The 26,924-nt window shown below is 61.9% G+C and carries 28 protein-coding genes and 1 other RNA gene; 11 read left to right on the top strand and 18 right to left on the bottom strand.

The window, feature by feature from the left end:
• Positions 1-167: 167 nt before the first annotated feature.
• Complete coding sequence (locus tag AADW22_RS06450; RefSeq protein ID WP_407474511.1) at positions 168-1,940, top strand: SLC13 family permease; 1,773 nt, start codon at positions 168-170, stop codon at positions 1,938-1,940.
• Between the two features lie 79 nt (positions 1,941-2,019).
• On the opposite strand, the gene AADW22_RS06445 is transcribed toward AADW22_RS06450, so the two are convergent.
• From AADW22_RS06445 to mgtE, 4 genes are all read right to left on the bottom strand, one after another.
• A complete protein-coding gene (locus tag AADW22_RS06445; protein WP_243251596.1) occupies positions 2,020-3,792 on the bottom strand; it encodes an SLC13 family permease in 1,773 nt (590 codons plus the stop codon).
• Between the two features lie 151 nt (positions 3,793-3,943).
• A complete protein-coding gene (locus tag AADW22_RS06440) occupies positions 3,944-4,756 on the bottom strand; it encodes a TIGR00282 family metallophosphoesterase (protein ID WP_289081893.1) in 813 nt (270 codons plus the stop codon).
• Between the two features lie 77 nt (positions 4,757-4,833).
• Positions 4,834-5,391, bottom strand: coding sequence for a 5-formyltetrahydrofolate cyclo-ligase (locus AADW22_RS06435; RefSeq protein ID WP_407474582.1), 558 nt, complete (start codon positions 5,389-5,391; stop codon positions 4,834-4,836).
• Positions 5,391-6,794 (bottom strand): magnesium transporter, encoded by a 1,404-nt coding sequence (gene mgtE / locus AADW22_RS06430; RefSeq protein ID WP_005852296.1) that lies wholly within the window; start codon positions 6,792-6,794, stop codon positions 5,391-5,393. Before mgtE ends, AADW22_RS06435 begins: the two co-directional genes overlap by 1 nt.
• Positions 6,795-6,911: 117 nt before the next feature.
• On the opposite strand from mgtE, the gene guaD reads away from it, so the two are divergent.
• Positions 6,912-8,204, top strand: coding sequence for a guanine deaminase (gene guaD / locus AADW22_RS06425; RefSeq protein ID WP_407474510.1), 1,293 nt, complete (start codon positions 6,912-6,914; stop codon positions 8,202-8,204).
• Between the two features lie 81 nt (positions 8,205-8,285).
• On the opposite strand, the gene AADW22_RS06420 is transcribed toward guaD, so the two are convergent.
• From AADW22_RS06420 to AADW22_RS06405, 4 genes are all read right to left on the bottom strand, one after another.
• Complete coding sequence (locus tag AADW22_RS06420; protein ID WP_407474509.1) at positions 8,286-8,720, bottom strand: CAP domain-containing protein; 435 nt, start codon at positions 8,718-8,720, stop codon at positions 8,286-8,288.
• A gap of 67 nt (positions 8,721-8,787) precedes the next feature.
• Complete coding sequence (locus AADW22_RS06415; protein ID WP_407474508.1) at positions 8,788-10,128, bottom strand: 8-oxoguanine deaminase; 1,341 nt, start codon at positions 10,126-10,128, stop codon at positions 8,788-8,790.
• Positions 10,125-10,919: a histidinol-phosphatase gene (gene hisN / locus AADW22_RS06410; RefSeq protein ID WP_407474507.1), complete on the bottom strand. Its 795-nt coding sequence runs from the start codon at positions 10,917-10,919 to the stop codon at positions 10,125-10,127. The genes AADW22_RS06415 and hisN overlap by 4 nt, the downstream gene beginning before the upstream one ends.
• 69 nt (positions 10,920-10,988) lie before the next feature.
• A complete protein-coding gene (locus AADW22_RS06405; protein ID WP_005852284.1) occupies positions 10,989-11,363 on the bottom strand; it encodes a helix-turn-helix domain-containing protein in 375 nt (124 codons plus the stop codon).
• An 859-nt stretch (positions 11,364-12,222) separates the two neighbouring features.
• Here AADW22_RS06405 and AADW22_RS06400 point away from each other — a divergent pair.
• Positions 12,223-12,999, top strand: coding sequence for a Bax inhibitor-1/YccA family protein (locus AADW22_RS06400; RefSeq protein WP_005852283.1), 777 nt, complete (start codon positions 12,223-12,225; stop codon positions 12,997-12,999).
• A 333-nt stretch (positions 13,000-13,332) separates the two neighbouring features.
• On the opposite strand, the gene AADW22_RS06395 is transcribed toward AADW22_RS06400, so the two are convergent.
• The 7 genes from AADW22_RS06395 to gatC all read right to left on the bottom strand — a co-directional run bounded on the left by AADW22_RS06395 (position 13,333) and on the right by gatC (position 18,244).
• A complete protein-coding gene (locus AADW22_RS06395; protein WP_009826483.1) occupies positions 13,333-14,022 on the bottom strand; it encodes a VIT1/CCC1 transporter family protein in 690 nt (229 codons plus the stop codon).
• Positions 14,023-14,149: 127 nt separating this feature from the next.
• Positions 14,150-14,317 carry a 50S ribosomal protein L33 gene (gene rpmG / locus AADW22_RS06390; protein WP_005852281.1) on the bottom strand — a complete coding sequence of 56 codons (168 nt, stop codon included), beginning with the start codon at positions 14,315-14,317 and terminating at the stop codon, positions 14,150-14,152.
• Between the two features lie 181 nt (positions 14,318-14,498).
• Positions 14,499-14,910: RNase P RNA component class A (gene rnpB / locus AADW22_RS06385), an RNA gene on the bottom strand.
• Between the two features lie 100 nt (positions 14,911-15,010).
• A complete protein-coding gene (locus AADW22_RS06380) occupies positions 15,011-15,679 on the bottom strand; it encodes an N-acetylmuramoyl-L-alanine amidase (protein WP_407474506.1) in 669 nt (222 codons plus the stop codon).
• 5 nt (positions 15,680-15,684) lie between these two features.
• Positions 15,685-16,431, bottom strand: a complete 747-nt coding sequence (locus tag AADW22_RS06375; RefSeq protein ID WP_074635520.1) for a hypothetical protein — start codon at positions 16,429-16,431, stop codon at positions 15,685-15,687.
• A 38-nt stretch (positions 16,432-16,469) separates the two neighbouring features.
• Entirely contained in the window at positions 16,470-17,957 is a 1,488-nt protein-coding gene (gatA, locus tag AADW22_RS06370; RefSeq protein ID WP_407474505.1) for an Asp-tRNA(Asn)/Glu-tRNA(Gln) amidotransferase subunit GatA, read from the bottom strand.
• Positions 17,957-18,244 carry an Asp-tRNA(Asn)/Glu-tRNA(Gln) amidotransferase subunit GatC gene (gene gatC, locus AADW22_RS06365; RefSeq protein ID WP_407474504.1) on the bottom strand — a complete coding sequence of 96 codons (288 nt, stop codon included), beginning with the start codon at positions 18,242-18,244 and terminating at the stop codon, positions 17,957-17,959. Before gatC ends, gatA begins: the two co-directional genes overlap by 1 nt.
• Before the next feature lie 188 nt (positions 18,245-18,432).
• Here gatC and AADW22_RS06360 point away from each other — a divergent pair, with 188 nt between their 5' ends.
• Positions 18,433-19,125 (top strand): metal-dependent hydrolase, encoded by a 693-nt coding sequence (locus AADW22_RS06360; protein ID WP_289091240.1) that lies wholly within the window; start codon positions 18,433-18,435, stop codon positions 19,123-19,125.
• Between the two features lie 6 nt (positions 19,126-19,131).
• On the opposite strand, the gene AADW22_RS06355 is transcribed toward AADW22_RS06360, so the two are convergent.
• Genes AADW22_RS06355 through AADW22_RS06345 form a run of 3 tightly spaced genes read right to left on the bottom strand, consistent with a single transcriptional unit; the run spans position 19,132 to position 20,645 of the window.
• On the bottom strand, positions 19,132-19,566 hold the full coding sequence (locus AADW22_RS06355) for a hypothetical protein (RefSeq protein ID WP_407474503.1): 435 nt from the start codon (positions 19,564-19,566) through the stop codon (positions 19,132-19,134).
• Positions 19,563-20,183 carry a DUF5671 domain-containing protein gene (locus AADW22_RS06350; RefSeq protein WP_407474502.1) on the bottom strand — a complete coding sequence of 207 codons (621 nt, stop codon included), beginning with the start codon at positions 20,181-20,183 and terminating at the stop codon, positions 19,563-19,565. Before AADW22_RS06350 ends, AADW22_RS06355 begins: the two co-directional genes overlap by 4 nt.
• 6 nt (positions 20,184-20,189) lie before the next feature.
• Complete coding sequence (locus AADW22_RS06345) at positions 20,190-20,645, bottom strand: nucleoside deaminase (protein ID WP_278375645.1); 456 nt, start codon at positions 20,643-20,645, stop codon at positions 20,190-20,192.
• Between the two features lie 64 nt (positions 20,646-20,709).
• Between AADW22_RS06345 and AADW22_RS06340 the strand changes: the two genes are divergently transcribed.
• From AADW22_RS06340 to AADW22_RS06310, 7 genes are all read left to right on the top strand, one after another.
• A complete protein-coding gene (locus tag AADW22_RS06340; RefSeq protein ID WP_407474501.1) occupies positions 20,710-21,717 on the top strand; it encodes a pseudouridine synthase in 1,008 nt (335 codons plus the stop codon).
• A gap of 97 nt (positions 21,718-21,814) precedes the next feature.
• Positions 21,815-22,045, top strand: coding sequence for a hypothetical protein (locus AADW22_RS06335; RefSeq protein WP_005852271.1), 231 nt, complete (start codon positions 21,815-21,817; stop codon positions 22,043-22,045).
• A 3-nt stretch (positions 22,046-22,048) separates the two neighbouring features.
• The gene (locus AADW22_RS06330) at positions 22,049-22,936 is read left to right on the top strand and encodes a 5-bromo-4-chloroindolyl phosphate hydrolysis family protein (protein WP_407474500.1); all 888 of its coding nucleotides are present in this window, start codon (positions 22,049-22,051) and stop codon (positions 22,934-22,936) included.
• Positions 22,937-22,972: 36 nt separating this feature from the next.
• A complete protein-coding gene (locus AADW22_RS06325; protein WP_407474499.1) occupies positions 22,973-24,148 on the top strand; it encodes a toxic anion resistance protein in 1,176 nt (391 codons plus the stop codon).
• A gap of 26 nt (positions 24,149-24,174) precedes the next feature.
• Positions 24,175-25,134: a DUF2927 domain-containing protein gene (locus tag AADW22_RS06320; RefSeq protein WP_340270498.1), complete on the top strand. Its 960-nt coding sequence runs from the start codon at positions 24,175-24,177 to the stop codon at positions 25,132-25,134.
• Between the two features lie 33 nt (positions 25,135-25,167).
• Positions 25,168-26,286: an SPFH domain-containing protein gene (locus AADW22_RS06315; protein WP_005852267.1), complete on the top strand. Its 1,119-nt coding sequence runs from the start codon at positions 25,168-25,170 to the stop codon at positions 26,284-26,286.
• Between the two features lie 42 nt (positions 26,287-26,328).
• Positions 26,329-26,883: a cytochrome b/b6 domain-containing protein gene (locus AADW22_RS06310; RefSeq protein WP_407474498.1), complete on the top strand. Its 555-nt coding sequence runs from the start codon at positions 26,329-26,331 to the stop codon at positions 26,881-26,883.
• Positions 26,884-26,924 lie beyond the last annotated feature (41 nt).

Below are 26,924 nucleotides of genomic sequence, written 5' to 3'. Positions count from 1 at the left end.
GTGACCTCACATGCTAAAATTCTCGGTTGGCTCTCTATACGGCAGCCCACGCGCCTGAACAAGTCACCGCGCACGACCGCGCACGCGGGCGGTATGGCCGGGTTTGGGGCAGACAGGCGCGCGGGCGGCTGCTAGGGCTTTGGTCGCAGTTCACGCAAGGTACGCTCATGACCACCGATCAAATCATCCTGTTCACCCTGTTTGCCGCCGTGTTTGGCATGCTCTTGTGGGGGCGGTTCCGCTATGACCTTGTCGCCTTTGCCGCGCTGATGGTTGCCGTGGTCCTGGGTGTGGTCGACAGCAAGGATGCCTTTGCGGGCTTTGGTCACCCTGCGACGCTGGTGGTCGCGCTGGTGCTGATCGTATCGGCGGGGCTGACGCGGTCTGGCGCGGTGTTGCTGATCACCCGCACGCTGGTCGATGCCTCGCGTAGCCTTGGCGGGCATATCACGCTGATGGGGGTTATCGGCGGGGTGCTGTCAGCCTTCATGAACAACGTCGCGGCCCTCGCGCTGCTGATGCCGGTCGACATCCAGACCGCCCGCAAAGCCGGACGATCCCCGGGGTTGAGCCTGATGCCGCTGAGCTTTGCCACGATCCTTGGCGGCATGGCGACGCTCATCGGGACGCCGCCCAATATCATCATCGCCTCGATCCGACAGGAATCCCTTGGCGAACCGTTTCGCATGTTCGATTTCGCCCCTGTCGGCGGGGTTGCAGCGGCGGCGGGGCTGGCCTTTGTCGCGCTGATCGGCTGGCGTTTTATCCCGCAGCGCGAAAACAACGTGCTGGGCCCCGAAGACCTGTCCCCCTATCTGGCAGAGCTGACGATCCCCGAAGGCAATGCCCAGATCGGTAAACGTCTGGCAGAGCTTCAGGACGCTGCCGAGAAGGCCGATGTCGCCATGCTGGGGGTGATCCGTGACGGCAAGCGTCGCTACGGCCAGTCACGCAACCTGCCCCTGCGCGCAGGCGACGCGCTGGTGCTTGAGGCAACACCCGACGCGCTGGACGAATTTCGCAGCACGCTAGACCTGCATGTCGCCGACGCCGACCGCGAAGACCGCCTGCGCGCCGATGGCGAAGGGGTTGAGATCATCGAGGTCGTGGTCACCAGCGATTCCCGACTGAACGGCCGGTCGGCTCAGGCGGTCGGCCTGTCGTGGCGGCAGCGCTCCGTGCTGCTGGGGGTATCGCGGCGCGGCAAACGCATCACCTCGCAATTGCGTAAGACCGAGCTGCAGGTGGGGGATATTCTGCTGCTGCTCGTGCCGCGCGATACCGCGTCCCATGTGGTCGAATGGCTGGGCGTGCTGCCCCTTGCTGACCGCGGGTTGGCAGTGACCGAAAACCACAAGGTCTGGCTGGCCATCGGCCTGTTTGGCGGCGCGGTCACGGCGGCAAGCTTTGGGTTGATCTACCTGCCCGTCGCCCTGGGACTGGTCGTCATCGCCTATGTGCTGGCGCGGATCGTCCCGCTGTCGGAGCTTTATACCCATATCGAATGGCCGGTCGTCGTCTTGCTGGGGTCGATGATCCCGCTGGGGGCGGCGCTCGAAAGCTCTGGCGGGACGGAGCTGATTGCCGGCGCGCTTGTCGGATTGACCCAAGGGCTGCCCGCATGGGTGGTGCTGACGGTGCTGATGCTGGTCACCATGACCCTGTCGGATGTGCTGAACAACACCGCCACCACCATCGTCGCCGCCCCCGTGGGCATCCAGATGGCGGCAAGCCTTGATGTCTCTCCCGACCCGTTCCTGATGGCGGTCGCCGTCGCCGCATCGAGCGCGTTCCTGACGCCCATCGGGCATAAGAACAACACGCTGATCCTTGGTCCCGGGGGCTATAGCTTTGGCGATTACTGGCGCATGGGCCTGCCGCTTGAGATCATCGTCGTCGCAGTGTCCATTCCGGCTATTCTGGTCTTCTGGCCGCTTTAGAGGCAGAGCCAGGGGAAGGAGCCGGGGGCCAGCCCCCGGACCCCCGGGATTTTTGCCATTTGGAAGCGCGGGTCCGGCGCTACCAGAAGAGCGGGATCATCATGGAGACGAGCAGCGACATCGACAGGTTGAGCGGAATGCCGATGCGCATGAAGTCGGTGAAACGGTAGCCGCCCGGCCCATAGACCAGCGTGTTGGTCTGGTAGCCGATGGGGGTGGCAAAGGCGCAAGACGCCGCGATCATCACCGCGACCACCAGGGGGCGCGGGTCCATGCCAAGTGCGGCCCCGAGGCTGATGGCAATCGGTGTCATGATCACCGCCACCGCGTTGTTCGACACAATCTCTGTCAGGGTTGTGGTCAGCAGGAACACCGCGAAGATCACATAGAAAGGCGACAGCGTGCCGAGGAAGGGTGCGATATTGTCAACGATCAGGCTGATCGCGCCGGAATTTTGCAACCCTGCCCCGACCGCAAGCATCGAGAAGATCAGCGCCAGCAGACGGCCATCGACAAAGCTGAAGGCCTCTTCCGCGTCGATACAGCCCGTCACCAGGACCAGCGCCACGGCCAGCACCGCCAGCAGCAAGATCGGCGCGACGTTCAGCGCGGCCAAGACCACGATCCCCACCAGCGCCGCGATGGCGATCGGGGCATGCCCCCGCCGGAAGGCCCGTGCCGACGGCTGCGAGACGTCGACCATATCCATATCCGAGGCAAGGCGCTGGATATCCTCCATCGCGCCTTCTAGCAGCAGCGTGTCACCGACCTTGACGATGAGGTCGTCAAGCTGGCGACCGATGTTCTGGTTCCGCCGGTGTACCGCCAAAGGGTACACCCCATAGCGCCGGCGCAGACGCAGCGCGCCGAGGGTGCGGCCCACCATCTTGCAGCCCGGCGTGATCAGCACCTCTACGGTCGAGGTTTCCACCGCCGACACCTGATCGACGCGCTTGAGCTCTTTATTCGCCTGAAGGCTCAGCAGTTCCGTCATCTGGGTCCGCAGAACCACACGGTCGCCGACCCGCAGTTCGACACTGGCCAGATCGCGGCGCAACGATTGATCGCCGCGCACCACGTCGATCAGCCGCACGCCTTCGCGTTTGAACAGCTGCACGTCAAGCACCTCGCGCCCGATCAGGTTGGAGTCGGGCGGGATCACGGCTTCGGTGAAGAACTTCATCTTGGAGCGGTCGGACAGCATATTCGCCATACTGTCGCGCGCGGGCAGTAGTTTGGGGGCGAAGACGGCCATATAGATCAGGCCCCAGGCGCAGACGACCAGACCGATAGGCAGGATTTCGAAAATGCCAAAGGGTTCTAGCCCTTGCGACCGTGCGACACCGTCCACCAGAAGGTTGGTCGAGGTCCCGATCAATGTCAGGGAGCCGCCCATGATCGCCGCATAGCTCAGCGGGATCAGCAGTTTGGAGGCTTTGGTGCCAAGCGTCTGGCTGAGCTGCACCACGACCGGAATCATCACCACCACCACGGGCGTGTTGTTCATCACCGCCGAGGCCGCCATGACGGCCACGATCACGCCCACTACCGCCGTTTTCGGATGCGTCTTGGCATAGCGTTCGGCCATGCGCGTCAGCACATCCAGCGCGCCCGTGCGCACCAGCGCGCCCATCACGATGAACATCGCGGCAATGGTCCAGGGGGCAGAGTTCTGCAGCACCGCCTGCGCATCGTCATAGGGTAAGATGCCAAGCGCCAGCATGATGGCCGCCCCTGACAGGGCCACGACCTCGGTCGGGAGGGATTCGCGCAGGAACATGACGAACATGATCACAACGACGGTCAATGCCAGGATGGCAGAGGTGCTATCCGACAGGTTTAGAAAGTCCATTCAGGTATATCCGGCCTTGAGCAGATGAAAATCAAACTGCAGTGTCGTTGATTGCAACGTCCACGGCAAGCGTCGCCTTGGGGCAAGCGTCAGATGCGCCAGCCCTGCGCTATTCCGGATACGGGTCTAAAGCGAGCCAGCCAAAACGCGGTCAGGGCGCGCTTTGCTGCAGCTTGCCGCCCTGACGCACGGGCACGATACGGGTCGCCTTGCCGGTGCGGTCGTCGGTTTCGATATAGACGCCGGATAGGGTCGCTTCTTCGTTGGCGGGGGTGAAGCGGTCTTTGGGCATGCCGGTGATGAAGCGGCGCAAAGGCTCTGTTTTCTCCATCCCGATCACCGAATGGTAATCGCCGCTCATGCCTGCATCTGTCAGATAGGCCGTCCCGCCCGGCAGGATCATCGCGTCAGACGTGGGCACATGGGTATGCGTGCCCACAACAAGGCTTGCGCGGCCATCACACCAATGCCCCATCGCCATCTTTTCCGAGGTCGCCTCGCAGTGCATATCGACAATCACCGCCGATGCCATGCCGCCCAGAGGGTGGGTCTTGAGCACAGGCTCAAGCGCCGAGAACGGATCGTCAAAGGGGCGTTTCATAAAGACCTGACCAAGCGCCTGGGTGACCAGCACCTTGCGCCCGTTCTTGGCGGTGAACAGGCGCGCGCCCTTGCCCGGTGCGTTTTTCGAAAAGTTCAGCGGCCGGATGACACGCGGCTCCTGCTCGATAAAGCTCAGCATGTCTTTTTGGTCAAAGGCGTGGTCGCCCAGGGTCAGACAATCGGCCCCTGCGTCCAGCAGCGTTTTGGCGTGGCTGCCAGACAGCCCCATGCCAGAGGTGGCGTTTTCACCGTTCACCACCACAAAATCCAGCTTCCATTCCGTCCGCAGACGGGGAAGGTTTTCGTTGATTGCGCGGCGGCCCGCGCGGCCCATGACATCGCCGAGGAAGAGTATTTTCATGCCCCAAGCGTTAGGCTGCGCAGCGCCCGAGGGCAAGGGGCGGAGCTGCGGTTTTTGCGCGCGGGGTGCGGGCGCGCCTAGGCGATTTCGATCACGCCCGTCTCTGTCACGATCAGATCAAGCGGCTGGTCGGTGGGTTCAAGCGGCAGATCGTCAACCTCTTGGCCCGCAAAGGCAAAACCGATCGCCAAGGTCGCCCGCCGCTCACGCAGCTGTTCCAGCGTGCGGTCATAAAACCCGCCGCCATACCCCAGCCGCCCACCAGCGCGGTTGAACGCCAGCAGGGGTACGATCACGATTTCCGGGTCAAAGAAATCCTCGACCGCGGGGATCTGAGCGCCAAAGGCACCGTCCACCAACGGGGTATCCGGGGTCCAGCGCGAAAACCGCAAAGGCTGCGCTGCGCCCATGATCACCGGCACGCCCACGGGGCCGTGGGCCGCCGCCTCGGCCATGGCGGGGCGCGGGTCAATCTCTGTGCGTATGGGTAAAAAACCGGATAGCGGGACGCCGCGATACCCCGCGAGCACTTCGCTCAGATAGCCGGCTTGCGCAGCGTTGGCGCCATCAAACAGCGGCTTGCGGCGGGCAAAGGCCGCCTTGCGCGCTGCCGCCTTGACCGCCGCCATATCCATCACAGCAGAACCGCCGCCGCCAGCCCCAGAAAGGCGAAGAAGCCCACGACATCCGTCACCGTCGTCACAAAAGCACCAGAGGCAAGGGCCGGATCCACGCCAAAACGTTCCAGCAGGATCGGGATGCCCGTCCCCGCAAGCCCAGCCACGACCATATTGATCACCATCGCCGTCGCGATCACATAGCCAAGCGCGGGTGACCCGAACCACAGGATGCCGACGATCCCCATGATGATCGCGAAAATCAGGCCGTTCACCAGCCCCACAAGACATTCACGCCGGATCACGCGCCAGACGTTCGATCCGGTCAAATCCCGGGTCGCGATGGCGCGCACGGCCACGGTCAGACTTTGCGTACCGGCATTCCCGCCCATGGAGGCCACGATGGGCATCAACACCGCCAACGCCACGATCTGCGCGATCGCCGCCTCGAACTGCGAAATCACCATGGAGGCCGCGATGGCCGTCACCAGGTTCACCGCCAGCCAGGGCAACCGCTGCTTGGTCGTCTCGATCACACGGTCAGACAGCGACCCTTCGCCAACACCGGCCAGACGCAGGATGTCTTCTTCGTGTTCCTCGTCCAGCACCGACATGGCATCATCAATGGTGATCACCCCGATCAAACGCCCCTCGTCATCGACGACGGGCGCAGAGATCAGGTGATACTGGTTGAACGCATAGGCGACATCGCCCTCGTCTCGCAGGGCGGGAATGACCTGAAACGTATCCTCCAGAATGTCGCGCATGGGGGTGGCGCGTTTGGACCGCATCAGCTTGCCAAGAGTGACATTGCCCACAGGGTGCAACCGCGGATCGACCATGACAATGTGATAGAACTGGTCCGGCAGGTCTTCCTCGGGCGTGGCGCGCAGGTGATCAATCGCCTCGCCCACGGTCCAGTGTTCGGGGGCCATCACGACTTCGCGCTGCATCAAACGACCAGCGGAATATTCGGGATAGGTCAGCGCCTGTTCGACAGCGACCCGGTCCGCGTCTTCCAGGGCCCCCAGAATGGTCTCGGCCTGCGCATCCTCAAGGTCTTCGATGAGGTCGACAACATCATCGCTGTCCATGTCGCGCACGGCGTCCGACAGCACCTCGGGCGTCAGAATCGCAACGACTTCCTCGCGGATCGATTCGTCGAGCTCCGACAGAATCTCGCCATCGAACTCGCGGTCATAGAGCCGGATCAGCTTGGTCCGTTCAAAGGCGCTGATCTGTTCCAGAAGGTCGGCGATGTCGGCCGCGTGCAGCGGCTCCATCAGCTCTGTCAGCTTGGCGGCGTCATCGATTTCCACCGCATAAAGAATGGACGCCACGGCCTTTTTGTTCAGCCGATATGCCTCGCCTTCATCCTCGGCGTCGGGGGAGAGTTCAAGTTCCTGTGCGTCGTCAACCATGGCTGCCCCCACTTGCGATTTTGCGCAGACCATAAGCGTGCCACAGCGCGGATACAATGGCGCGGAACCCTGCGCTATCGGATTGTCGGCACGGCGGGCTGCGGTTAGACAGGCGGCATGAAAACACAAACACTCCTCCTCGGCCAAACGCTCCGGTTTACGGGCAATCCCCTCTCTGACCCGTGGGAGGAGACGGTTCATATCGACAGCGACGGTGGCGTGCTGATTGAAGGCGCGCAAATCAAGGCCGTGGGCCGCGCCGACGACCTGCGCAAGGCGCACCCGCAGGCAAGGGTGCAGGACTATGGCGACCGGCTGATCTGCCCGGGGTTTGTGGACGCCCATGTGCATTATCCGCAGACCGCCATCATCGCGAGCTGGGGCAAACGGCTGATCGACTGGCTCAACAGCTATACCTTCCCCGAGGAAATGCGCCTGTCAGACCCCGCCTATGCCCGCGACATCGCCGGGCGCTATCTGGATCTGACGCTGGCCAACGGCACAACCACCGTCTGCTCTTTCGCCACCATCGCCCCCACCAGCGTCGACGCGATATTCGACGCGGCAGCAGAGCGTGGTCAGCGGATCGTGGCGGGCAAGACCTGTATGGACCGCAACGCCCCCGACGGGCTGCGCGATACGGCGCAATCGGCCTATGACGACAGCAAGATGCTGATCGACCGCTGGCACGGCAAAGGCCGCGCCACCTATGCGATAACGCCCCGTTTCACGCCGACCTCGACGCCGGAACAACTCGCGGCCCTGGGTGCGCTCTGGACGGAGCGCCCCGACTGCCTGATGCAGACGCACCTGAGCGAGCAGATCGACGAGATTGCTTGGGTCCAAGACCTTGTACCCCACGCCCGCGATTATCTGGACACCTACGAGGAACACGGGCTGGTGCGCGATCGCGCCGTCTTTGGCCACGCCATCCACCTAACCCCGCGCGAGATCGACCGCCTTGCCGACAGCGGCGCATCGGTGGTGCATTGTCCTACCTCGAACACCTTCATCGGATCGGGACTGTTCGACATGGCGCATATCGCCGCGCGCCAGATTCCGATTGGCTTGGCCACGGACACCGGCGGCGGATCGTCCTTCTCGATGCTGCGCACAATGGCTGCGGCCTATGAGATCGGCCAGTTGCGCGGCACCCCCACCCATGCGGCGCAGTTGATGTGGCTTGCCACCGCCGGCTCTGCCCGCAGCCTGCATCTGCACGAAAAGATCGGCACACTCGCCGAAGGCTTCGAGGCCGACATCACCGTGCTCGACCTCGCCTCCACCCCCGCGATCAAGCAGCGCAGCGACAATGCGCACAGCATATGGGATCAGCTTTTCGCCACAATCATGATGGGCGACGACCGCGCCATCAGCGACGTCTGGGTCAACGGGGTGCGCCGAGGCTGACGCCAGCCTCCTTCATTTTGCCTTTAAACTCCCCGCGGCGCGTCCCGCAGGCGCGCCTTGCGAGACGGCTTCGGGCCCATCCTAACAGGGTGCGGCCAGAACCATTGCCCAAATCCGGTCCGGCCCCTGAAACAGGCCAAAACCCGTGGCATTCCGGCTCATCATATTGCGGTAATGCGGCGCCGATTGCGCCCATCCCCGCATGACCTGCGTCAGATCCCCCTGCCCCTTGGCAAGATTCTCGGCCACATAGCACCAGCGATAGCCCTGCGCCCGCACCCGATCGCCGACACCAGCCCCATCGCGCCCCGTGTGCGCGAAATATCCGTGCCGCGCCATATCCAGCGCATGTGCCCGTGCGGCGGCCTCTAGCCGTGGTGCATAGGACAGCGGGGCCACCCCCTGCTGCGCGCGCATGGCATTCAACATCTGAACCGCCTGTGGGTCGGCGCGCAGAGGCGATATCGCGGCAATCATCAGAGCCACGGCCAAAGCCAGCCTGCGTAGAATATTCATACCGTCAACTCCCCCGCTTTCGCGCTACCCGCGTCTCTACTTCCTCCCAAGACCGAGGCACGCGTGTTTATATCGCGTCCCGCAGCGCCCGCGCGAGCTTGTTTTGTTGCGCGATCTGCGCGGGCAAATCTATGGTCACGACCTGCCCATCCCGCACGACGCTGCGCCCTTCAACAAGCAAATCGCGGACTGTTGTCGGCCCCGCAAGCAACAGTGCCGCAGGATCCCAGCTCCCGGCGCTTTCAATCCCGCTCACGTCCCAGACGGCGATGTCTGCCCGCGCCCCCACCTCGATCCGCCCGCATTCGGGGCGGCCCAGGATGTCTGCACCGCCGCGCGTGGCAATCTCGAGCGCTTCGCGTGCGCTCATCGCATCCGCCCCGCCAGCAACGCGCTGCAAAAGCATCGCCTGCCGTGCCTCTGCGACAAGATTTCCGGCGTCATTGCTTGCGGATCCATCGACCCCAAGCCCTACGGGAACCCCGGCATCTCGCATCGCACGAAGGGGCGCGATCCCCGAGCCCAAACGGCAGTTCGAACAGGGGCAATGTGCAACGCCAGTCTTGGTCTGCGCGAATAACGCGATCTCGCTCGGGTCGAGCTTCACGCAATGGGCATGCCAGACATCGGGCCCGACCCAGCCCAGATCCTGCGCATATTGACCCGGACGGCAGCCGAATTGCGCTAATGAATAGGCGATATCCTCGTCGTTCTCGGCAAGATGCGTATGCAGCATCACACCTTTGTCCCGCGCCAACAGCGCTGCGTCCCGCATCAGGTCCCGACTTACCGAGAAGGGCGAACAGGGCGCGATCCCAACCCGACACATGGAAGAGGCCGATGGATCATGACAACCGTCGATCACACGAATGCAATCTTCCAGTATCGCAGCCTCGCGTTCCACCAAAGCATCAGGTGGCAACCCACCGTCGCTTTCCCCGATGCTCATCGCGCCGCGCGTGGGCTGAAACCGCATCCCGATCTCTGCCGCGGCGTGTATTGTATCCTCCAACCGGCTGCCGTTCGGATACATATACAGGTGGTCCGAGCTTAACGTGCAGCCGGACAAGGCAAGCTCTGCCAACCCCACCTGAGCCGAGACATACATGTGATCCGGCGTAAACCGCGCCCAGATCGGATAAAGCGTTTTAAGCCAGCCAAACAGCAGCGCGTCCTGCCCGCCCGGCACCGCCCGCGTCAGACTTTGATAAAGGTGGTGATGGGTGTTCACCAACCCTGGCGTCACAACGCACCCTGATGCTTCTATCACCTCCCCTTCAGTTGTCAGGTTTTGTCCCACCGCCACGACAACCCCATCGCGCAGCAAAACATCAGCCGATACCAATTCGCGCCGCGTCTCATCCATCGTCAAAAGATAATCAGCGTTGCGTATCAGCAGTTCGGTCATATCGGACAATTCCTAACAAACTCTAAAGCTTCGGCGTGAATATCGGCATTGGCCGCCGCGATGGCACGTCCCCCATGATGGGCGGGGCCGCCATCCCAGTCGGTAACGATGCCACCGGCGGCATGGACAAGGGCGATTGGTGCTTGAATATCATAGGGTTGCAGGCCCGCTTCGATGACCAGATCGACCTGCCCCGAGGCCACCAAAGCATAAGCATAGCAATCCATCCCAAAGCGCGCCAAACGCGCGTGTCGCGCCACCTCGGCAAAGGCGGCCCCTTCGGATGTCGTCCCGACTTCTGGAAAAGTAGTGAAAACGGTCGCCTGTGACAGTGCACGCGCCCCACGCGTCCGCAGCGGATGAACGCCAGACGGGCCCGACACCTCTGCTTGGCCGCTGTGCCCAACAAAACGCTCGCGAATATAGGGCTGGTCGATGATCCCGAAAAACGGCCCATCCGCATTGCTGACCGCGATCAACACGCCCCAGGTCGGCGTGCCGGAGACAAAACCCCGCGTGCCGTCAATGGGGTCCAAAACCCAGGTGAGCCCGGAGGTCCCTTCCGCGATACCATATTCTTCGCCCAGGATGGCGTCGTTGGGGCGTTCGCGCGCCAAGATATCGCGCATGGCCCGTTCGGCCGCACGATCGGCTTCAGTGACGGGATCATAGCCGGACTGGAATTTGTTGTCCGCAATCAGATCTGCTTGACGAAAATGGGGAAGTATCGCGGCACGGGCGGCGTCCGCCAGCAAATGGCCCACACGCAACATATCGGGATCAGAGTGCATATTTGGTATCATAGCTACCGATCTGACACTTTCGCCAGATCCTTGCAAGATAACACTTCCCGCTAAAGGTTAAGCCACATCACTGAGGACACGCGCCAATTCGAACAGGCGGCGACGCTGGTTTTCGGGGATCGCATAGTAAGAGCGGATCAAATCCATCGCCTCTTTATCGCCGCTCAGATCGGCGGGGATATTGTCCAAGGCCTTTTCGGGCTGCGGCTTTTCGGCTTCCAGACCTTCAAAGAAATGCGAAACGTCCACGTTCAGGGCAAAGGCGATGTCCCAAAGTCTGGACGCGCTGACACGGTTTGCACCGGTTTCATACTTTTGGATTTGCTGGAATTTTATGCCAACAAGTTCTGCTAAGCGCTGCTGTGTCATGCCTGTCAGCCAACGGCGCTGCCGTATTCGCTGACCAACATGAACATCTACTTTATGAGGCATCACGATCTTCTTTCTAACTCAGCGCCCATAATTTCGACGCTTGTATTTGTGGAGAGGAAGTGACCAATTCACGTGGTCATTTCCGACAAAACGTGCTACTTGCAAATATACTCACTATGCGCAAATAAAATGAAAATGGACATACGTTCAGTTATCATTCCAATCAGCGCCAGCACTTAATCAAGCGTTGTTTTTGCGAGAAAAATACCCCTTATACGCGAATTGAACGTAGCAAGCGTTCGGGAACTCGCAAAACTTTTTACCTGAGACGAGCACCATAAATTCGCCGCAATGCTGTGTGTCAGCATTTCCAACACATTGAGACCCGCTCCTCTCACGCTCAATAATACCATATTTGTCAGTAAGATAGCCCCGTCCCTCAGCTTCGCCACTACATTCTGCGCGGGTGCGCGATGTTTTGCTCACGGCACCCAAATACCGCCTAATTAGCGCAAATAACAAAAACGTTACGGCACTATGGTACACGTCGCGGGGAAGAATCATCCTTTTCATGGGCAAAAGGCTTGCAGTCTAAACCTTAAAATACCGTTCAGAGCCGCGAGAACGACGCAGCAAAGCGCCGCGACGCAAAATTCGCAAACGCGTTAGGCAAATCTTCATATCTGTTCTTTAGCTCATTCATCACGGACACGCAGATGAGCAACCGAAAGGCTGCGTGTTCCGACGGAAGAAATGCCTATGTTGCGCCACATTTGGCAAAGCAAAACGCCAATAGTGCCCACTGCGCTAGAATTGGATGCGAAAGCTCTTGAAAACAAAGACGTGTGTGCCGATATTTGACCCAATACCGAGGTCGGAGAACCGACTTTGCAACACGTCTATTATTTGGAGGATATTCATGGCCGACGTGAACACAATCCGGTCTGCGGCCGGATCCCGCGCCGCCGCTATCGATGAAGGGCTGCGCACCCATATGAATAAGGTGTATGGCACCATGTCGATTGGCATGTTGATCACCTTTGCAGCGGCTTGGGCCATTTCCGGCTTGGCCGTGACGACCGATCCTTCCGGCGCGGTTGCGCAGATTGGCACGGACAAGTACCTGACTTCCTTCGGCTCTGCGCTGTATATGTCGCCGCTGAAATGGGTTGTGATGTTTGCACCTTTGGCGTTTGTCTTCGGCTTGGGTGCCGCGATGAATAAAATCTCGGCCGCGACTGCGCAGACATTGTTCTATGTTTTCGCTGCCGTCATGGGCGTTTCGATCAGCTCGATCTTTCTGGTCTTTACGGGCTATTCCATCATCCAGATTTTCTTGATCACCTCGATCGCTTTCGCGGGCCTCTCGCTGTGGGGCTACACCACGAAAAAGGACATCTCTGGCTGGGGTAGCTTCCTGATCATGGGCGTCATTGGCTTGGTTGTTGCGTCGATCGTGAACATCTTCCTCGCCTCCCCTGCCCTTGTGTTCGCGATATCGGCTATCGGTGTTCTGATTTTCGCTGGCCTCACCGCCTATGACACGCAAAACATCAAGAACACTTACTTGGCACATGCACATCACGGTGACCAAGAATGGCTGCAGAAGTCCGGTATCATGGGCGCTTTGAGCCTGTACCTGAACTTCATCAACATGTTCATGATGTTGCTGCAATTGTTCGGCAACCGCGAATAACAGACTGCCCCACGACGCGGGGAAATACCTAAGATCGAGCGCCCATCGACATCCGTCCGGTGGGCGCTTTCTTTTGTCCTAGGCGGGATCACGACCGTCGGCCCGACTACCTAATCTGCCCGCGACGCTTCCGTATAACTGCGATCCCCCTTAAGCAGTCCATTCAGTAACATTCGGTTCAACAAGCGTGCCGACACGATCTTGCGACTGTACGTCTTCCAGTCGGGCGCGCAGAAAAGCACACCCGCAGAGGAGCAAACCTCCTCTCGAAATGCTCACAGAAGTGATGATTTCAAAGGTCTCAGCTCAGGCACCAGCTCACCCCCGACCAAGCTAAACCGCAACGTGGAAGGCTTGCCCCAACGCAGCGGTCACGGCCATCGCAAGCGCGCCCCAGACCACCGCACGAATAATCGCCGAACGCATGGGCGCACCGCCAAGCCGTGCACCGCCCCCGCCAAGCAGCGCCAGAGCGAGCACAGCGGTCACGGCAATCGCGATCAAAGCGTACCCGGCAGGGGCGACAAGTGCTGCAATCAACGGAAAGGCCCCACCCAGAGCGAAGGCGAGCGCTGAGGCCCCGGCGGCCTGCAGCGGATTCGCCTGCCCTGCCAGGCCAAACATACCGAGCTCTTCGCGCGCATGCGCACCAAGAGCGTCGTGGTCGGTCATCTGGGTGGCAACCTTGACGGCGAGCGCGGCATCGACGCCGCGGTTCTCCAACCCTTCGGCAAGCTCTTCCAGCTCGTAGTCCGGGTCTTCCTCCAGCGCGATACGCTCACGCTCCAGATCGGCGGCTTCCACATCGGCCTGCGCCGAGACAGAGACATACTCCCCCGCGGCCATGGACAGCGCACCAGCGGTCAATCCGGCGAAACCGGTCAGGGCGACATTTCCGGTCGCCATCCCCGCCGAGGTAACGCCGACCAGAAGGCTAGAGATGGAAACAATCCCGTCATTCGCCCCCAGTACAGCAGCGCGCAACCAGTTACTCCGGTTGATGTAATGGCCTTCTTTGGGCATTGCCCGTCTCCTTGCGATCACATCCGGTACTTAGCCGCGACAGCAGGGCTGTTCCCATGTCCGAGGTAGAAAAACGCAAAAGGCCGCGCACGAGGCGCGGCCTTCATATCGCGTCGACGGTAAGATCTTACTTGATCTTGCCTTCTTTGTATTCAACGTGCTTACGAATAACGGGGTCGTACTTTTTGATGACCATTTTCTCGGTCATGGTACGTGCGTTTTTCTTGGTTACGTAGAAATGGCCTGTGCCCGCGGACGAGTTCAGACGGATCTTGATCGTGGTTGGCTTCGCCATAGTCGTTCTCCTGCAACGACGAGCAGGCCGCTGATCGACCGCTCGTGAAATCCTGAGTTTTGGGTTCTAGTCACGCCTGCGCCTGAGTCAACCGCTATTTCCTGCCCATGGCCCAAACGAACCGGAAAAATTGAAGTTTTCCGGACCAAGCCCCCGAAGAACAGGGATAAAGACCATGATTATGCGCGGAAGGCCTATAAGCCGGATTTTGTCCCCGCCTTGCGACAGGGGATGACCATTCCTCTGACCATGCAGTTGCCTGCACAGCTACAGCTGCCAACCCGGACCTGCTGGGGCAGAAGTGGCCCCGCCTTGCCTGTTGCCAGACGCGGCGCGCGGTCCCTATTTGGCATTGCTCCCGGTGGGGCTTGCCTTGCCAGAGATGTTACCACCTCCGCGGTGCGCTCTTACCGCACCGTTTCACCCTTACCTCCCCGGTGGTATCGGTTGCCCGACCCGTCGAAGCGGCGGTCTGTTTTCTGTGGCGCTTTCCGTCGGGTTACCCCGCCCGGGCGTTACCCGGCACCGTTTCTTCTGGGAGTCCGGACTTTCCTCGACCTTGTTGCCAAGACCGCGGCCATCCAGCCTTCCGCGCGCTGCACGCCTAGCGCCTAACTTCAGGTGGGGTCAATCAGTTTCACCCGCCGCGATGCCTTCGGCGAGGATTTTAACCATTTGGAAACCGGTGTGGTGCTAGAGATCATGCCCGAGGGTCATATCAGCGGCGCAGAGCGGCCCCTTGCGCCAGGGGGCATACCGCAGACGCGTGCTGTGCAGCAGGAGGTCAATATCATCGGTGGCGGTGTAGCCTGCCGCATGTGCCGCCGCGATAAAGGCAGCCGGCGTGGGGTCGGATCCGCGGTTTTTCTCCGCGTACTGACGGCCTTTGCCGGCAAGGTTCTGACGCGCCAGACGTGGCCAGTCGAATCGCGGTCCGGGGTCGATCTTGCGTCCGGGGGCCATATCAGAATGGCCGATGATCCCTTCGGGCGGGATCGACCACCGCTCCATAATCCCGCGCAGCAGGGTTTCGAGCGTGACCATCTGCGGTTCGGAGAAGGGGTGATTGCCGCGGTTATCCAGCTCTATCCCGATAGAGCGTGAGTTGATGTCATTCTGACCCTGCCACTCCCCCGCTCCGGCGTGCCAGGCGCGCTGGTCTTCCGGGACAAGTGGTACAGTCTCGCCCTTGCCCGTGATCAGATAATGGGCGGAGACTTCGGCCGCAGGGTCGCAAAGGCGCGCGCAGGCCGCTTCTGCACTGTCCATCGCGGTATAGTGGAGCACGATCAAAGAGGGCCGCAGCCCGTTGCGGCGCGGCCCATGGTTCGGGGAAAGGTAGCGGTCAGGCGCGTCTGCCATAGGGCCTAGCCCTGCACGCCTTTGCGATAGGGGCTCGGGTCCCAGTTGCAGGCGTATCCGTCGCCGTCAGGGTCCATGCCGGAGCGGTCCTTTTCAGGGCCGCCCGCACTGAGGAAGGCGATCTGCGCCTGATCCGGGTGCGAATACTGGGCGCAGGCCCGTGCGAATTTGCGCTGCTTGTTGAACCCCCGACGGGTGTAGATCGGGGTGCCGACGGCGTGATTGTTCTGCAAAGCATAGGCCACAATATTGGGCCCGGCATCGGCGCGGTCCGGCAGGGCTTCGGGTTGCACCACACGGTATTGCGCGCGGTTGGCCGCGATGCGGGCCGCGTCGCCTTCGATGCTGCGCTCATCAGCCACGGCGTCAAAGTTGTTCTCTTGCGAGATTCCCCCTGCCCCCAGCACCGGTGGCGCAGGGTTGGACGGGCTGGCGTTCACAGGGGCCACACCCGAATTGGTCGCGGCATCATTGCCAAGCCCACCGGGGCGCGTGGCATCCAGGATGCGTGCCGTTTCCGCAGCCGTCGCCGCAGCGGAGCCATCATCGACAGCGTCCAGCGGCGTGGCGTCCACCGTGGCGGGTGCTGGCATCGTTGCCACCGCCCCGCCTGCCAAAGCTGTATCCCGCTGGGATTGCGCGGCGTCGAACGACCCGTCAAAACCGACACCCCGTCCACTGTCGGGGATTGCGGGCTGGCAGGCCGCCAGGGCGAGCCCCAAGGCTGCAACAATTGAACAACGTATCATCATCGGACCTGCTTTATCTGCTCTGGTTTATAGGCGGGGGTTTACCACCATTTCTGCGGCTTGGCTACAAAGCCCGCCGCCTGCTCCAGCGCATAGGCGGTAGACAGCAGATCGGCCTCTTCCCATGGGCGGCCGATCAGCTGCAAGCCAAGCGGTAGGCCGGTCTCGCTGGTGCCGGTGGGCAATGCGATACCGGGCAGCCCCGCGAGGTTCACGGTAACCGTGAAGACGTCGTTCAGATACATCGCCACAGGATCCGTATCCGTCATCTCGCCCAGACCGAAGGCCGCCGAGGGCGTGGTCGGGGTCAGGATGCTGTCGATACCGGCCGCAAAGGCGTCTTCGAAGTCTTTCTTGATCAACGTGCGGACCTTGCGCGCCCGGTTGTAGTAGGCGTCGTAGAAGCCCGCGCTTAGCACATAGGTACCGACCATGACACGGCGCTGCACCTCGGCCCCGAAGCCTTCGGCGCGGGTCTTTTCGTACATCTCGGTGATGCCGTCGCCGTGGTCCAGCTTGGCGCGGTGACCATAGCGCACCCCGTCATAGCGGGCGAGGTTCGACGAGGCTTCCGCCGGTGCGATCACGTAATAGGCAGGCAAGGCGTATTTCGTATGCGGAAGAGAGATATCAACGATCTCGGCCCCGGCGTCGCGCAGCATGGCGATACCGTCCTGCCACAGCTTGTCGATCTCGGCAGGGATACCGTCGATGCGGTACTCCCGCGGGATGCCGATCTTTTTGCCACGGATGTCGCCGGTCAAGGCGGCTTCGAAATCAGGAACCGCCAGCTCGGCAGAGGTGCTGTCCTTGGGGTCATACCCCGCCATGGCTCCCAGCATAATCGCCGCATCGCGCACGGTCTTGGTCATCGGGCCCGCCTGATCCAGCGACGAGGCAAAGGCCACGACGCCCCAGCGGGAGCAGCGGCCGTAGGTCGGCTTGATCCCCACGGTGCCGGTAAAGGCCGCAGGCTGGCGGATCGAGCCGCCGGTATCGGTGCCGGTGGCCGCAAGACAAAGATCCGCCGCCACAGCCGCCGCCGACCCACCCGAAGATCCGCCGGGTGTCAGCGCTGTCTCATCGCCCGAACGCCGCCACGGGTTGACGGCATTGCCATACACGGAGGTTTCATTGGACGATCCCATCGCGAATTCATCCATGTTGAGCTTGCCCAACATGACGGCCCCGCTGTCCAGCAGGTTCTGCGATACGGTGCTTTCATACTCGGGCAAGAAGCCTTCAAGAATGCGCGACGCCGCTTGCGACGGCACCCCTTTGGTACAGAAAAGATCCTTGATGCCGATGGGCAGACCACACATGGCAGGGGCATCGCCGGATTTGATCCGCGCATCGGCTGCCTTGGCCTGATCCATCGCCAGATCACCGGTGTGGTGCACAAAAGCGTTCAGCGCGTCCGCGCCTTCGATCGCGCTCAGACATGCCGCCGTCAGCTCGGCCGAGGTCACATCCCCCTTGCGCAGCGCGTCACGTGCATCGGCAAGGCCCAGTTTATTCAGATCAGCCATTATTCAACCACCTTCGGAACCGCAAAAAATCCTTCGCGCGCGTCGGGCGCATTGGCCAGCACCTTGGCCTGTTGGTCGCCATCGCGCACCACGTCCTCGCGCTTTTTCAACACCTGTGGCGTGACCGATGTCATCGGCTCTACCCCGTCGACATCGACTTCGTTCAACTGTTCGACAAAGCCGAGGATATTGTTGAACTCTTGCGCCAGCGCGGGCAAGGCGTCGGGTTCGACCTTGATGCGGGCCAGTTTCGCCACCCGCGCGGCTGTGGACTCGTCAATGGACATGGGCGCTCCTTCATCTGATTGGGTGCCGTTTATCGCCCCCTGCCCGCCCCCGCAAGTCTGGGGGCCGCTTCTGACCCGCAATCGCGCCGGTTGATCCTTCATTTTGCCAAATAAACTCCCGCCGGAGGCTCCCCAAAGCGGCATCACGCGCTACAGTCCGCTAAAGACACGGAATAAGGGAGACCCAAATGGATATCATCTGGCTAGGCCACGGCAGCTTTCGCATCGAGATCGAGGATCAGATTCTGCTGATCGACCCCTGGCTCACCGGCAATCCGATGCTGGACGACGCGCAGCACGAGGCCGCATTGGCAGGCGTCACGCAAATCCTGGTGACCCACGGGCATTTCGACCACACCCAGGACCTCAAGATGGTGGCCGAGAAAACCGGAGCGCCGGTTGCAGGCATGGTCGAACTGATGGGCTATTTCAGCGCGCAGGGCGTGGAGAACACCACCGGATTCAACAAAGGCGGCACCATCCGCTGCGGCAAGGTCAATGTAACCATGGTCCCTGCGTCGCATTCCTCTTCCGTCGATGGGGACGCGGGGCCTGTCTATATGGGGGCCGAGATCGGCTTTATGATCAAGGGCGAAGGCCGCACGATCTATGTCTCAGGCGATACGGATATTATGGCGGATATGGATTGGATGGGCGACTACCACAAACCCGATATCGGCATCCTCAGCGCGGGCGGCCATTTCACTATGGATATGGCCGGTGCGGCCTATGCGGCGAAACGGTATTTTGACTTCAAGACCGTCATCCCCTGCCACTACCGCACCTTCGACGCGCTTGAACAATCGGCGCAGGTACTGATCGACGGCTTGCCCGGCGTGGATGTGATCGAGCCCGAGGTGCTTAAACCTATCAGCCTGTAGAACGGCCTAGTTCACAAAACCGGCGCGATCCCCGATGAAACAAAGGGTGTCGTTGGCGCGCAGGGCGATGGTGTCTTGATCAAACGCAGCTTTGCGCGCCTCTGCCGGATCAAGCGCCAGTGTGGCGCAGACCTCGAACGCGGTATCGCTGACGCGGTGATAGGCGTAAGGCGCGCCCGTTGCAGGGTCGCCTTGGGTCAGCACATCGCGCAATCCGGGCCGCATTCCGGGACAATAGCTGTCATCCGCAAGCGCTTGCGGCAATGGTTTGCGCGGGTGACCAAGGCACATCAGATGCGTGTGCAAGGTCCGCAGATCGCTGAGGCGCTGACTGTCCTGCTGGGCGAGCCGTGCGTGCTGCGGGCCACCCACCACGACCAGGCCGCCAATGATAGCACCGCCAACCAGCACAGACATGCACATCAGCAGCAACTTGTTCACGCCGGGGCTTCTTCGCGCAGATCGCGCAGATAATAGGCAAAGATGCCCCCGGCGACGACCAGCACCACCAGCGCCTTGAGCACGAATTGCGCCGTCAGGTCACCGGTCAGCAGCGCATAGATGGTGGCAATCGAATCCCCCAACATCGTCAGCGCCGCCAAAAGCAGGCCGATGTAGATCATCCATTTGCGGATCGCAGAGCGGTACAGCGCAGGGTCGCGCGCCAGTTTCCGCCGCTCGCGCAAGGTCAGCCAGAGATACATCGGTCCGGTCACGATCAACACCGCAACACCCCAGCGGATCGACCGGTCGCTGCCGCCGTCGCCCGTGGCAAAGACCACATCGACCAGCGCCTGCAATACGACAACCAGATTAAACGCGCCAAGGATCAAGACGCAGAACGTCAGCGCATAGGTAAAGAAGTCCCGCGCAGACACCGTCGCCACAGGCCGCGGAATGGGCGGAGAGAACGGCATCTCGTCCCAGCCGCTCAGCGCATCCTGCACCTCGGCGCTGCGCCAGCCCGCATGGGTCAGCGCGGATGTGATCTCGGCCCGTGACTTGCCCGCGGCCAAGGCGTCGCGCACGAAAATGCTCAGCTCGTCCCGTTGGGCCATATGGGTCTATCCTTTTCGTTTCTCTGCAAAAAACGCCTTTAGCAGATCTTCGCTTTCAGGCGCTGCGATGGCGTCATAGACGTCGGGGGCGTGGTGACATTGCGCGTGGGAAAACACCCGCGCACCCTGCGCCACACCGCCAGACTTGGGGTCTGACGCGCCGTAGTACAAGCGTGCCACCCGCGCGGCAGAGATCGCGGCGGCACACATGGCGCAGGGTTCCAGCGTCACATAAAGCGCATGCCCGCCCAGCCTTTCGGACCCCGCCGCCGCACAGGCAGCGCGGATCGCCAGCACCTCGGCATGAGCGGTGGGATCGTTCAGCTCGCGCGTCCGGTTGCCCGCCTGCGCGACGACCTGTCCGTCGGGTGCCACGATGACCGCGCCCACGGGCACTTCACCACGGGCAGCGGCGGCGCGGGCCTCTTCCAGCGCTTGGGACATATAGGACGTAAAGCTCATACACCTCTCTTGCCCGCAAACGCCGCCCTTTCGCAAGCGCGGGAAACAGGGTAAGCGCTGAAGTATGAGCGCAGATACACCCTCCCAGCCCCCGAAATCCGGCACCCCTCCCGGTGACCGCATTGCCAAAGTCCTGTCCCGTGCCGGCATCGCCAGCCGCCGCGAGGCCGAACGCATGATCGAAGCCGGTCGCGTGCGCGTCAACGGTGCGCAGATTGATTCGCCTGCGTTGAACGTGACGCCCTCGGACGCGATCACCGTCGACGGCAAACCGGTGGGCGAGCCCGAACCACCCCGCGTCTGGCTGTTCCACAAGCCCACGGGGCTGGTCACCACCAACCGCGACGAAAAGGGCCGCGGCACGATCTTTGACGATCTGCCCGAAGACATGCCCCGCGTCATGAGCATCGGTCGGCTTGACCTCAACTCCGAAGGGTTGCTGCTGCTGACCAATGATGGCGAGGTCAAGCGCCGCCTCGAACTGCCCTCGAACGGCTGGCTGCGCCGCTACCGCGTGCGCGTCAATGGCCGCCCCACCGACGATATGCTTGAACCGCTGCGCAAGGGCATCACCGTGGATGGCGAGGATTTTCAGCCGATGACGGTCACGCTGGACCGGCAACAAGGGGCGAACGCCTGGCTGACCGTCGGGCTGCGCGAAGGCAAGAACCGCGAGATCCGCCGCGCGATGGAAGCGGTGAACCTGTCGGTGAACCGGCTGATCCGCACCAGCTATGGCCCGTTCCAGCTTGGCGAGCTGAAAACCGGCGAGGTCGAGGAACTCAAGCGCAAGGTGGTCCGTGACCAGCTGGGCCTCGAGATTGCCGATACCACCGGCACCGCGATCAAGAAAAAGCCCGCGCGCATCATCAAGCGCAAGCCCCGCAAACCCGGAGAGCCGGGCCCCGGTCGCCCCGGCCTGCCCAAGGAACCCGGTGACAAGACCGCGACAGGCAAGACCATCCCCGGCAAGCTCAAGCCCGGCTATGGCAAGTCCAAGCCCGCACGCCCCGCGTCCGACCCCGCGCCGCGCAAGTTCGGCACCCGCGTAAAATCCACCCGTAAACCCTGATTTCTGTGGGTTTACGGCCCTTTGGCCGCTACTTTTGCGTGCGTGACCCTAGCGGGTGGCGGGCACTGCGACTATATGTCGTGCAAAGGAAGGTCCGATGGGTCGATTGCTTGTCTTTGTCGCCACGCTGGCGCTGATTGTTGCGTTTGTCGCCGTTTTGGTGACAATCATCGCAAGGATTCTGGACGCGGGCCGTCGTGCATCGACACCAGCGCATGGACAGGAGGTTTATCGCCCCATGGCACCGACACCGTTTCAGAAAATCACCTATGCCGCGCTTGTCGTCTTGCTCTTCGGTGTCTCTACCGGTTGGCTCGGGGGGCTTTGATCCATGGCGCAGCGCTTTGGCGGTAAATACAGCAATCATGACACGAACGGCAGCACGCCGCCCCCGCAGGGCACCCGTGCCAAACGGATAGAGGTCGACCCCGCAAGCGGGCGGGCCAAAATCTTGTTCATCCCCGCCATTCCGCTTGTGTTCATGTCGTTGAACGACGGGGCGCAGGGGCTTGCATTGGGGCTGCTGGCGGCGGCGACGCTGACCGGTGCCGCATGGATGCTGCGCGAGGGGCTGAAAGCCGAAGCCGCTTATACCGCGCGCAAGGTTGCCGAACGTCCCGCCCTGCCGCGCAAGATCATCGCCAGCCTTCTGACCGGTGCCGGCGTGGCGCTTGCAGCCTATAAGAATGACCCCGGACTGGCGGCCCCTGTGCTTTATGCGCTGGCCGCGATGGGGCTGCATGTGTCGGCCTTTGGCATCGATCCGCTGACATCCAAGGGGATGGAGGGCGTGGACAGCTTCCAGAAAGACCGCGTCGCCCGTGTCGTGGACGAGGCGGAAAAGCACCTTGCCGCGATGAACACCGCCATTGCACGCGCGGGCGATCGCAAGGCGCGCGACCGGCTGGCGCAGTTTCAGGACACCGCACGCACGCTGATCCGCACCGTGCAGGATGATCCGCGTGATCTGACCGGTGCGCGTAAATATCTGTCGGTCTATCTGCTGGGCGCGCGTGACGCGACAATCAAGTTTGCGGATATCTACGCCAGCACCGGCGATGCGCAGGCACGCGCCGATTATCTGGCTTTGCTCGATGATCTGGACAAAAACTTTGCCGCGCGCACCCAAAAATCGCTATTGGAAGACAAGACCGACCTGAACATCGAAATCGACGTGCTGCGCGAGCGGCTTTCCCGAGAAGGCGTGCGTATCGACTGACGCGCCCCGCCCCAAGAGCATAGGAATACTTGAAACATGTCTGATACCGTTCGTGACAAAGCGACCCAATCCGTAGCGCTGGTGGAAGAGGTCAACGCGCAGATCCTGCCCGACCCCGCCCCTGCGGATGCCGTCGTCTCGCTTGAGACAGCCGATGCGCCACAATCGGCAGAGATAAAAAGCCGCATGGCAGAGATCGACATGGGCGACACGCAGTCGATCATCGGTTTCGGGTCCGGCGCACAGGCCGAGCTGCAGGAGATCAGTCAGGCGATGTTGCAGGACGTGCGCAACAAGGATGTGGGCCCCGCCGGTGACAGCCTGCGCACGATCGTGACAACCATCCGCGGTTTTTCCGTGTCCGAGCTGGACGTGCGCCGTGAACGCAGCTGGTGGGAACGTCTTTTGGGCCGCGCGGCCCCCTTTGCCAAATTCACCGCCAAGTTCGAAAAGGTACAGGGTCAGATCGACCGCGTCACGGACGAGCTGCTGACTCATGAACATACCCTGCTCAAGGATATCAAATCCCTTGATATGCTGTACGAAAAGACGCTGCAGTTCTATGATGAGCTCGCGCTTTATATCGCCGCGGGCGAGGCCAAGCTGGCAGAGTTGGACGCGACCACAATCCCCGCCAAACAGGCAGAGGTCGACGCCGCACCAGAGGCGGATCAGGTCATGGTCGCACAGGAACTGCGCGACATCCGCGCCGCACGGGACGATCTGGAACGCCGTGTGCATGACTTGAAACTGACCCGTCAGGTGACGATGCAATCGCTCCCCTCGATCCGCTTGGTGCAGGAGAACGACAAGTCGCTGGTGACCAAGATCAACTCGACCCTCGTGAACACCGTGCCGCTGTGGGAAACCCAGCTGGCGCAGGCGGTCACCATCCAGCGCAGCGTCGAAGCCGCCGCCGCCGTGCGTGACGCCAATGACCTGACGAACGAGCTGCTGACCTCTAACGCGCAGAACCTGCGCGAAAGCAACAAGGTCATCCGGACCGAGACGGAACGCGGCGTCTTCGACATCGAAGCCGTCAAGCAAGCCAATGCCGACCTGATCGGGACCATTCAGGAATCGCTGCAGATCGCCGACGAAGGCAAGGCGCGCCGTGCCTCTGCCGAGAAAGACCTGCAAGAGATGGAGGCCAATCTGCGCGACACGCTGGCCTCTGCCAAAGCGGCCAAGCCCGCGTCCCCTGCGGCGTAACCCCATCACAACCTGGAGCGCGCGATATGGTATGGCAACGGTTGGGGCGAACAGGATGGATCGGCACGGCGGCTGTGGTCGTCGCGCTGGCCGCCTGCACCCCGCAGCCCCCTGTTGAACCGACGCTGAAACCCATCGCGCGCCCCGACACGCCGCCGGCCCCGCCCCCCGTGGTGGCCAAGCCGACGTCGCAAAAAAGCGCCAAGCTGCGCAGCTATTTCAACCAGGTGCAGCAGGCCCAATTGAGCCAGGGATTGCTGCGCCGGGATGGTGGCGGGCAGGACACGCCCTTTACCGCCGACATGCTGGTGCGCAACTTTGAACAGATCGCTTTTTACAACGAATATAACGCCACCCTGACCGGCCGGGGCGACAAGACCCCCATGCGCCGCTGGGAACGCCCCGTCCGGATGGAGGTCGTCTTTGGCGACAGCGTTCCGCCGTCCGAACGTGACCGCGATGCGGCCTCGATCCGCGACTATGCCACCCGCCTCGCCGCCACGACGCAGCATTCCATCACCGTGGGCGGCAAGCCGAACTTTATGGTGATCATCGCGGGCGAGGATGACCGCCCCGCCGCCCTTGCCCAAGCCGCCGAACGCATCCCCGGTGTGACCGCCGAAAGCCTTGCCGCGCTCAGCGATCTGCGCCGCGATACCTATTGCATCGTCGCCGCCTATGCCGGTGGCGCGGACCCAAGCACCTATACCGCTGCCGTCGCCGTCATCCGTGCCGAGAACCCCTCGCTTATGCGGCTGTCGTGTATCCATGAAGAACTTGCGCAGGGCCTTGGCCTTGCCAACGACAGCCCCACCGCGCGCCCGTCGATCTTTAACGATGACGATGAGTTCGCGCTGCTCACCCGTCACGACGAGCTGCTGCTGAAAATGCTCTATGACCCGCGCTTGCACGCCGGCATGACCGCCGAAGAGGCGACCCCCGTGGCTCGCAAGATCGCGCTCGAACTGATCGGCGGGCCCGTTTAACCCGCCACTGACCTCCCCCGAAAGGACCAAGACATGGGTATTCTCGATTTTCTCTCTGGCCAATTCATCGACGTTATCCATTGGACGGACGACACCCGCGACACGATGGTGTCCCGGTTCGAGCGCGAAGGCCACGAGATCAAATACGGGGCCAAGCTGACGGTCCGCGAAGGGCAAGCCGCGGTCTTTGTCCACGAAGGTCAGCTGGCGGATGTGTTCACGCCCGGCCTTTATATGCTTGAAACCAACAACATGCCGATCATGACATCGCTGCAGCATTGGGATCACGGCTTCAAAAGCCCCTTCAAATCCGAGATCTATTTCGTCAACACCACCCGTTTCAACGATCTGAAATGGGGCACCAAGAACCCGATCATCGTGCGCGACCCCGAGTTCGGGCCCGTGCGCCTGCGTTCATATGGCACCTACTCTGTCAAAGTGTCGGACCCCGCGCGGTTCCTGACCGAAATCGTGGGCACCGATGGTGAATTCACCATGGACGAGATCAGCTATCAGATCCGCAATATCATCGTGCAGGAATTCTCGCGCAGCATCGCGCTGTCTAATATTCCGGTCATGGATATGGCCGCCAACACCCGTGAACTAGGCAAGCTGGTGAGCACCGAAATCTCGGCCACCATTGCAGAATACGGGCTGACCATCCCCGAACTTTATATCGAAAACATCTCGCTCCCCCCCGCCGTGGAGGAAGTGATGGACAAACGGTCGTCGATGGGGGTGATCGGGGATTTGAACAAGTTCACGCAGTTCCAGGCGGCAGAGGCATTGGGCCGCGAGGGCGCTGCGGGCGCAGCAATGCAGACCGGTCTGGGCGCCGGATTGGGCATGCAGATGGGCCAAGCTGCCGCCGCGCAGGCAGGCCCGTGGGGCCCGCGCCCCGCGGCTGCGGCCCCCGCTGCACAGACGCCTCCGCCCCCGCCGCAACCTGAAAAGGTCTGGCATCTGGCAGAGAACGGCCAGACCAAGGGCCCGTTTTCAAAGGCCGCATTGGGCCGCATGGCCACGGATGGCGGGTTGACCCGCGAGACCTATGTCTGGACCCCCGGTCAGGATGGCTGGCTGAAAGCAGACGATGTGGCCGAGCTGGCGCAGCTCTTTACCGTGCTGCCGCCCCCGCCGCCGCCTGCGTAAGGCTCTGTGAAACTTGGAACGGGCAACGCGCGTGTCTAGGCTATGACCCCACGCCGTCGCCCCTTGCTGCCCCACCGTCGGACCCTGATGAAGCTTTTGCATTGGGGCATGGTGCCGCTGTTTATCTGGTTCCTGCTGGTGCAGCCGGCGGATGTGGCGCGGGTCGGGCCTGCGGCGGTGCGGTTCCATTCGGTCATGGGCTTGGTCTTTGTCAGCGCGGCCCTGTTGTGGTGGGTGTCCTACATGCGGCGCGGCCTGCTGGGGCGCCCCGGCCCCAAGCTTCGGGGCTGGGCCCGTTGGCTGCATCCGGTGCTGCATAAGACCTTGATCTGGGGTATCTTTGGCGTCGCCCTCACAGGGCTGCTGATCGGGGTGACCTCGACCGTGCAGCTTTGGGCCGGTGGGATTGTCCCGATTGCCGTGCCCCTTGATATGCCGCGCGCCAACGACCTCGTCGGGCTGATCCACAGCATTGAATTCTACGCTCTTGCAGGCATCGCGCTGGCCCATGCCGCATTTCACATCTGGCGCCACCTTCGTCTGCGCGACAACGCCCTGCGCATCATGGCCCCTAAAGTGCTGCACCGTTTTTTGTGACCCTGCTCTGGCGGCAGGGGGCGCACTGCCCTATGTCTGGG

Origin of the sequence: Sulfitobacter sp. PM12, from assembly GCF_045586035.1 — a bacterium.
Classification (GTDB): Bacteria; Pseudomonadota; Alphaproteobacteria; order Rhodobacterales; family Rhodobacteraceae; genus Sulfitobacter; species Sulfitobacter pontiacus.
Note: the sequence above shows the minus strand (reverse complement) of the source record. Positions and strands in the feature narration are given on the sequence as shown.